Genomic DNA, 7,704 nt, shown 5'->3' on the forward strand with positions numbered 1-7,704 from the left:
CCCCGCCTCCAACCAAGCTGGGGCACAGGCGGCCACCATGCGGTTGAGGCCCCGCGCCCCTTGGCTGCCCCCCATGACCACAATGAGGGGATCCCCGTCGGGAATGGGGAGGTCGGCAGGGAAAGGCTGGGGCGTGTAGAACTCGGCCCGCACTGGCGTGCCCACCACTTGGGCGGCCACCCCTGGCAAATGCTCTGCCGTCTCCGCCATGCCCAGCGCCACCACCTGACAAAATCTCCCCAGCCAACGGGTCACTTTGCCCGGGATCCGATTGGACTCGTGCAGCAACACCGGTACCCCCAGCGAACGGGCGGCCAAAATGGCCGGAGCGGCAATGTACCCACCGGTGGTCAGGACAATATCAAACCGTCCCGACATAAGGAGTCGGCGCACTTGTAGGGTGGCGCGGGCCAGTTGGGCCAAGGCTTGCAGCTTGCGGAGAGGGGATCCCTGCCAGCCCGACATGACGACTCGGTGCAAGGGATACCGCTCCCGCACCAGCTTCCCTTCCATGCGATCCGGCACCCCCAGCCATTCGATCTGCCAGTCAGGCAACTGCTCGGCAACGGCCAAGGCCGGAAAAATGTGGCCACCAGTGCCGCTGGCAGCAACCAGCAGCCGCGGGCGTGAAGCTGGATCCTTGGCGCGTATATCCACCCGTGTGCCGATTAGGGATCCCTAAGATCTGATCTAGATCTTCAGGAGTTGTTGGAGCTGACATAGCGCAAGAGGGTGCCCCGCTGCCCCAGAATAAACCCCTGCTGGGGGCCAAAAAACTCAATACTGTAGAAGTTGGCGGGGATGTTGCTGAGTTTCTTGGCCTGCTCCCAGGTTTTGCCACCGTCAGGGCTGTGGATCAGGGTAGCGCCACCCCCCACCACCCACAGGTCGTGGTCGTTTTGATAGGCGGCATTGAGGTAGCCAAAGCTGAGGGCCCGCCCCGGACGCAGCGGCGACGACCACTGGCCGGAGGTGAAGTCATCGGTAAAGGCGATCTCCGCCCCTTGGTTCAATTTCCAAGCGCTGCCGTGGGGGCCAAAGCCCATGTTTTGAATGCGGCGGGAGCTTTCCCGCGGGTAGGGCTTCCAGGTGCGACTTTCAGGAGTGTACAGAAAGTAGAAGCTGCCCCGCGACGACACCGCCAGATATTCGCCTTCAGGGCCGCGGGCAATGTTTTTGATGGCCCCAATCGGCTCATCCACTTGGGCATGCCAGGTCTGACCGCCATCTTCGGTGCGGTAGATGGCCCCCACATTGGTCACCATTTCGGCGGCGCCAGGGCCCAGAGCCTGGATCAAGAGCGGCTCCCCTGGCAGTTGGTTGTTGAGGCGGATGGAAGTCCAGTCGGATCCCTCGTTTAGGGTGTGGAGGAGGATCTTCGGCTGCCCGGCCACCCAGCCTTCTGCCCCAGCAAAGCTAATGGAGGCCAGGTAGGCTTCCGGCTCCAGACCCGGCAGCTCCCGCACCTGCCAGTGCAGACCCCCATCGCGGGATTCCAGCAGCGTCGCCTTGTCTCCCACCAACCAGCCATGGGAAGGGGTGGTGCCGGTGAAGGCAATGTCCAGCAGAATGTTCTGGGTGGGCACTTCCACCTGCTGCCAGGGGACCACCCGCATGTTTGGCATCCGCGCCGCCATTAGCAGCACCGAGACAGCAATCAGCAGCACCAGCCTCAGGGGTTTGAACATCTTGACCCTCACTCGACGAAATAGAAACTCATCAAAAATAAAAATCCCAGCGCCAGTCCCAAGAAGATCAGCAGGTTCTTTTGAGCAGGGGTCATCACGTTCACCCCCAGGCCGTAGCGCAAGTTCTCTTGAAAACCGGAAGGCTTGCCCTTGGCGCCCACTGCTTGGAACGAGCGCTTACCGGCTCGGCACACCGGACATTTCCAATCGGCTGGCAATTCCTCAAACGGTACGCCCGCCGGGATCCGATTGAGCTGATCCCCCTTGGCCGGTTCGTAAACATAGCCACAAGAACGACATTCGTGGCGCTGCATCCGCAGGGGATCGCTGAGCTGCGCATCGGTTTCATCTTCCGGCAACTCAATGAGCTTCGGTGTCTGGGGAGAACGGGGTTGAGCACTGGGATCCGGTTGCGAGCCATTCATGGTCAGGGATCCATTTGCATCGTCGATCCTATTATGAGAGGAATTGTTACAAAAATCTACTCAGACCCTTTCTTGTTGCTCAGGGGGATCCCGCACCAGCCTGGGATGCCGACCTGAAGAGACTTATCCGGTGGACACAGGGATCCACCAGGGGGATCCTATGTTATGTTTTGGCTATCTTGCCCTCAGTGTTGTGCAAGCGGGTGCCTTTCATGACCACGCCCCCTCGCCGACCGGCCCTCAATCACGTGCTCATCGTCAAGGATCGTCACGGGCCAAAAGCCTACTGGTTGACGGCTGAGCTCTACTCCTTAGGCCGGGATCCACGCAACAGCATCCGCATTGACTCCCAGTATGCCTCTCGCTACCACGCCATTTTGGTCAAAACAGAATCTCCCTCTTCCCCCGATGGGTTCACCTACCAAATCATCGACGGAGATATTCAAGGCAACCCCAGCACCAATGGCCTTTACGTGGGTGGGCAACGGGTGGAATTTCGCGATCTGGAAGACGGGGACGAGATCCAGTTTGGCAGCGATGCCACTGCTACCTACTCAGTGCAGAACAAAGATCTGGATGCAATTCTCGCCACCTTTGAAAACACCCAGATCGTTGGGCTGTGAGAGGTCGCCTTCCCTGTTGGGTTTTGGCGCGTAAGCCGTGTGGGATCTTCCCCTCAGCTTGTTGGTTAAGGGGGCAGCTAACCGATGTCAGAAGCTGGAGTCACTCGCGCTGCCGGGGTGGTGGCAGCTTTGGTCTTGTCGGCGGTGCTGGGGCCGCGGGCTGCCATGCCCCTAGTAGGACTGGTGGGGCTGGTCATCGTCGAGCAAGTGGCCTTCGGGGGGCGGATTTCAGGGTTGCTGGGCGGGCTGCTGGATTGGGCTTCGCCAGCCTATCGGCAGCGGGTTATCCGCCATGAAGCAGGGCACCTTTTGGTGGCCTACCTGCTCGGGATCCCATTGCTGGGCTATGTGCTCAGTCCCTGGCAAGCCTTCCGACGGCGGATCCCTGGCTACGGCGGGGTGGAGCTGGATCGGGCCCCGATGCGCACTTGGCAGGCTCAGGGAGGGATCCCGTGGGCAGAGGTGGAGCGCTGCGGCACGTTCTGGATGGCGGGGGCAGCGGCAGAATCTTTGCACTACGGCCAAATTACGGGCGATGCAGAGGATCGGCAGCAGGTGGCCAGGCTGTTGGCGGCGCAGCCCTTGACCTCTCCAGCCAAGCTGAAAGCTCAAATCAACCGCTTTTTGCGCCAGGGCCGAGCGCTGTTACAAGCCCACCCCAAGACCTATGCCGTCGCCGTCCACCATCTCGAGCAGGGATCCCCCTGGGAAGACTGCCTGGCTGCCATCGCGGCCAGCCTGGAACGGGAGACGGCCCAAGAGGGTTAACGGGGCGGATCCCGTCGCCGTATTTCCGGGATCGCTTGCTGGTAAACTGTGTCATACGAAAAAACAAAGCTGGGATCCCTGCTGTTTTATTGGGCTTTCTGCTTGCGGGATCCCTTCCTTCTGTTGTCTCTAAGGGAGGATCCATCTTGCGCCCCATCCTCATTGCCGGCAACTGGAAAATGCACAAGACTCAGGCTGAGGCTCGCGAGTTTCTGCGAGAGTTGGGCCTGGCTTTACGGTCATCGCCGTCAGGGTCAGCATCCCAGCGGCAGATCATCCTATGTGTGCCCTTTACAGACCTGGCGGTGGTGGCAGAGCAAAGCCGCGGATCCGACATAGCCGTGGGAGCACAAAACCTACATTGGGAGGATCAGGGGGCCTTTACCGGGGAAATTTCCGGCCCCATGCTGGCGGAATTGGGGGTGCGCTACGTCATCGTCGGCCACAGCGAACGGCGGCAGTACTTCGGCGAGACGGACGAAACCGTTAATTGGCGTTTGGCAGCTGCCCAGCGGCACGGGCTCACCCCCATCCTTTGTGTGGGAGAAAGCCAGCAGCAGCGGGAGCAAGGCTTGACCGAGTCTTGGATTGTGGGGCAATTGGATCGCGCCTTGCCGGGGATCGATCTGGAGAACTTGGTGATTGCCTATGAGCCCATTTGGGCCATCGGCACCGGCCAGACTTGTGCAGCTCAAGAGGCCAACCGGGTCATCGGCTTGATCCGGCAACACTTGGGCAATGCCCAACTGCCCATTTTGTATGGCGGCTCGGTGAAGGCCGGCAACATCGATGAGCTGATGGCCCAGCCTGAGATCGACGGCGTGTTGGTGGGAGGGGCCAGCCTAGACCCCCAAGAGTTTGCCCGCATCGTCAATTTTCAGGCTCTAGCCCCCGCCTAGGCCGCTAGCGGGATTGTCCCCACAACAGGGCCACCGGGAAGGATTTTAAGACAACGCCCACCGGCAAGGTTTCGCCGGCAGGGATCCTTTCCTGGGTTAGCCCATTCACCCAGTCCAGCCGCTTCCAACGCGGCAGATGAATTTCGGTATCTGCCCAAACGGATTCTCCCAGAGGATCTTGGGTTTCGTCGATCAACTTTGTTAAAAAACGCGGCACTACCGTGAGCAATACCTGCTTACTGTGCTGACGGGCAAAAGCCACAACATGGTCAGCATGGGATCCGCTGATTTGCAGAGGAATGTAGCTGCCCTCGAGAAACAATTGGGGCTGTTCCTGGCGGGCCTTGAGCACATGATGAATCAGAAACAGCTTAATGCGTCCGTCGCTGCGGTGTAGTAGCAAATCCGCAATGAGTTGGAGAGGATCCTGTTTAACCCGCCGTTGAATTTCTTCTAGATAGGCGAGGCGACGGGAAAAATCCACAGGCCGACGATTGTCGGGATCCACCATGCTCAAATCCCACAGCTCCGTGCCTTGGTAAATATCCGGGATCCCAGGGCTGGTCAGTTTGATCAGCGTCTGCGAGAGGGAATTAAAAATGCCAAAGTGGGCAACTTTCCGTTGGAAAGGCAAAAAGGACTCCAAAAAGGGGTTAGGACCTTGAAGGATCCGTTCGATAAAGGCGGTAGTGGCTTCTTCGTACTCGGTATCGGGGCGAAGCCAAGCGGTGTGGACCTTAGCTTCCCGCACTGCTTTGATGGCATAATCTTTGACCCGCTGTACGAACTGGGGCACCTCTTCCGGTTGGAAGGGATAGGAGCCGAGCAAAGTTTGGTAGAGCAAATACTCGTCATTGCGATCCGGCAGTTCTGAGCGCTTGGCTTGTTTGCTGCGGACTTTGTAGCCGAGGTTCAGTTCATGCCAAAGGTTGATGTGCTTTTCCCACTCGGCGGGGATTTCAGAAAGCACATTCAGCCGGGCCCGCACATCTTCGCCACGCTTGGTGTCGTGGGTGGCAGAAGCATTCATGGACAGAGGCCACCGAGCTGCCCGCTCTTGATTAAAGCGGTGAAACTCTTGCACCGAAAGGCCAAAGCGACAGGGATCCCCACCGACTTCATTGAGAGATAAAAGGCGGTTGTACACATAAAAAGCAGTATCTTCTACCCCTTTGGCCATGAGAGGGCCGGCCAACTGCTGCAAGCGCATGGCAAAATGGATCTGCTCATTTTTCTCCTGGTCTGATAAATTGTCCAGAGACTCCAGGCAGAGAAAGCGCTGAATAAAATTCAGCTCATTCACCAAAACGGGCAGGTTCTCCTTGGCCTTCTCCACAGCTTGACGAACCACCTGTTGACCTTCTGGACTGAGGATCCCTTCGTGGATATAGACGCGGTAGACCGGAAAGCACACCAAAACTTCTACCAAAGCTCGACGTAAGCTGTAGAGGGTAAAGTCATTGGCATAGCGATGATGGCTGGTGATCTGCTTGAGCAAAAAAGCAAGATTATCCATATCCCCTGACAGGTTGCGCTCGATGATCAGGCGTTTTTTATCTTCGATAACCTGCTCTGGGGAATGCCGTAGATTTGTGAAATTTTGATAGAGAGAGTCAAAAGCCTCTGCATTTTCTTCTTGACAAAAGATGCCGTTGAGCTTAGCTAAAAAATCATAGCCCGTTGTGCCTTGAACCGGCCAGCTTTGGGGCAGACTTTCATTGGCCTCTAGTATTTTCTCTACCACGATGTAAAGATTTGGGCAGCGTTCCCGCAGGCGATGGAGATACTCTTCGGGATTGAACAACCCATCGATATGATCGATGCGCAAACCACTAAAACGCCCCTGTTCTGCAAGCTTAAAGATAAGCTGATGGGTTTTGCGAAACACTTCGCGATCTTCTACCCGCAGCGAGATCAGCTCGTTAATGGTAAAGAAACGACGATAATTGATCTCCTCAGCACCCACCTTCCAGAAGGAAAGGCGGAAATGTTGCCGCGCCAGAAGACTATCCAGCAGGTCAAAGCTTGACGGATCCCCTGGCTTGCCGTTAAAAATGGCAATGTTCTCGTCAAAAAAGCTCTGGATAGGTTGGCTAGACGTGTAGAGTTCCCACAAAGAATGCTTGGCAAAGCTAATTTGATCGGTGCGCTCTAGGAGATCTTCCTTGCTGGGAATGAATTTCAGGCTGAAGAGAATCCCGAGTAACTTGACGTAGTCGGGATGGCTGCGTCCCAATTTTCGCCGCAGCTTGCTCAGGTTGTAGGTAAAAACATCGGCATAGGTGTCAATATTGAGGGGGAACCTCAAGTTGTAGTAGTTAATACTTAGGCCATCGGCATCATAACGAAGCTGGATTTGACCCGACTCCAAACATTTGTCATAGAAATCTCCCAAGAAAGGGGCTAAGATTCTGCCTTTGATCCCCAGGTAAGAGTGATTCCAATTCACATCAAAGTAGTCAACAAAATCTGAGTTGGGGCCACTCTCCAGAACATCCATGAGCATCTGGTTCTGGCCATCGTAGGCCATGTGATTGGGCACAATGTCCTGGATCCAGCCTATTCCCTGCTGATTGAGGGCTTCCCACAAGAGCTCAAACTTTTCGCTTCCCCCCAGTTCCTGGTTAATCTGCCTGGGATCCACCACGTCGTAGCCGTGGGTGCTGCCTTTGCGGGCTTGGAAGATGGGAGAGGCATACAAGTCACTGATGCCCAGCAACTTCAGGTAGGGAACAATCTGTCGTGCTGCGTCGAAGTCAAACCCAGCATGAAACTGAATGCGATAGGTGGAAGTCGGGATCCGCATGATGACCTTAGAACAATGACAAAGAAGCCGAGCTTGCCAACGGCATAGGGTCAAGAGAACAGATGTATCTAGGGTAGCGGCTAAGATCAAGGAGTCCTGCAGGGGAGAGGCGAGGTTAGTGAACTTGTCAAGGCCACAGAGGAGCGCTTCACCCCCGGTAAGGGGGCCGGCAAGGATGGCGAGGTGGGCAGGGATCCTGCTCGTGGGTGGGCTGATGGGGAGTTGGCGGAGCGAGGCAACCTGGGCAGAAAGCGAGTTTCGGGTGGGGAGTGAGCTGGTTTTGACCCTGCGCACCCCCGATGCCCCCGCTCGCCTCCGTCTGCTGAAGCAACGGTTGGAAGAGATTTTGCTACAGGCCAGCAGCCCTCAGGTGCAGGTCAGTCTGGATATCCCCAGTCCCAATCCCTCGACGACCGGCAGCGGGGATCCCCCAGCTCAAGCCGCTCGGATTCTTTTGAACCAGCAACTGCTGTTGGAGCATGCCTCTAACCCCCA

At 56.9% G+C, this 7,704-nt stretch carries 8 protein-coding genes; 4 read left to right on the top strand and 4 right to left on the bottom strand.

The genetic code is table 11. From position 1 onward, the window contains the following. The 3 genes from NW819_RS11045 to NW819_RS11055 all read right to left on the bottom strand — a co-directional run. Positions 1 to 657: UDP-N-acetylglucosamine--N-acetylmuramyl-(pentapeptide) pyrophosphoryl-undecaprenol N-acetylglucosamine transferase (locus NW819_RS11045; RefSeq protein WP_414413764.1), on the bottom strand; the 657-nt coding region annotated here is incomplete at its 3' end. A 41-nt stretch (positions 658 to 698) separates the two neighbouring features. Next, positions 699 to 1,688, bottom strand: a complete 990-nt coding sequence (locus NW819_RS11050) for a photosynthesis system II assembly factor Ycf48 (protein ID WP_414413765.1) — start codon at positions 1,686 to 1,688, stop codon at positions 699 to 701. Positions 1,689 to 1,696: 8 nt separating this feature from the next. After that, on the bottom strand, positions 1,697 to 2,113 hold the full coding sequence (locus NW819_RS11055) for a rubredoxin (protein ID WP_414413766.1): 417 nt from the start codon (positions 2,111 to 2,113) through the stop codon (positions 1,697 to 1,699). 212 nt (positions 2,114 to 2,325) lie between these two features. On the opposite strand from NW819_RS11055, the gene NW819_RS11060 reads away from it, so the two are divergent. The 3 genes from NW819_RS11060 to tpiA all read left to right on the top strand — a co-directional run bounded on the left by NW819_RS11060 (position 2,326) and on the right by tpiA (position 4,403). After that, positions 2,326 to 2,736: an FHA domain-containing protein gene (locus NW819_RS11060; RefSeq protein WP_414413767.1), complete on the top strand. Its 411-nt coding sequence runs from the start codon at positions 2,326 to 2,328 to the stop codon at positions 2,734 to 2,736. Between the two features lie 84 nt (positions 2,737 to 2,820). After that, the gene (locus tag NW819_RS11065; RefSeq protein WP_414413768.1) at positions 2,821 to 3,504 is read left to right on the top strand and encodes a hypothetical protein; all 684 of its coding nucleotides are present in this window, start codon (positions 2,821 to 2,823) and stop codon (positions 3,502 to 3,504) included. A 146-nt stretch (positions 3,505 to 3,650) separates the two neighbouring features. Continuing rightward, positions 3,651 to 4,403: a triose-phosphate isomerase gene (tpiA, locus tag NW819_RS11070; protein WP_414413769.1), complete on the top strand. Its 753-nt coding sequence runs from the start codon at positions 3,651 to 3,653 to the stop codon at positions 4,401 to 4,403. Between the two features lie 4 nt (positions 4,404 to 4,407). Here the strand turns inward: tpiA and treY are convergent, their stop codons facing one another. Further along, the gene (treY, locus tag NW819_RS11075) at positions 4,408 to 7,209 is read right to left on the bottom strand and encodes a malto-oligosyltrehalose synthase (RefSeq protein ID WP_414413770.1); all 2,802 of its coding nucleotides are present in this window, start codon (positions 7,207 to 7,209) and stop codon (positions 4,408 to 4,410) included. Between the two features lie 175 nt (positions 7,210 to 7,384). Here treY and NW819_RS11080 point away from each other — a divergent pair. Next, the coding region (locus tag NW819_RS11080) for a hypothetical protein (protein ID WP_414413771.1) at positions 7,385 to 7,704 on the top strand (320 nt) is incomplete at its 3' end.

This window comes from Synechococcus sp. R8-2 (assembly GCF_047461715.1).
Taxonomy (GTDB): Bacteria; Cyanobacteriota; Cyanobacteriia; order Thermostichales; family Thermostichaceae; genus Thermostichus.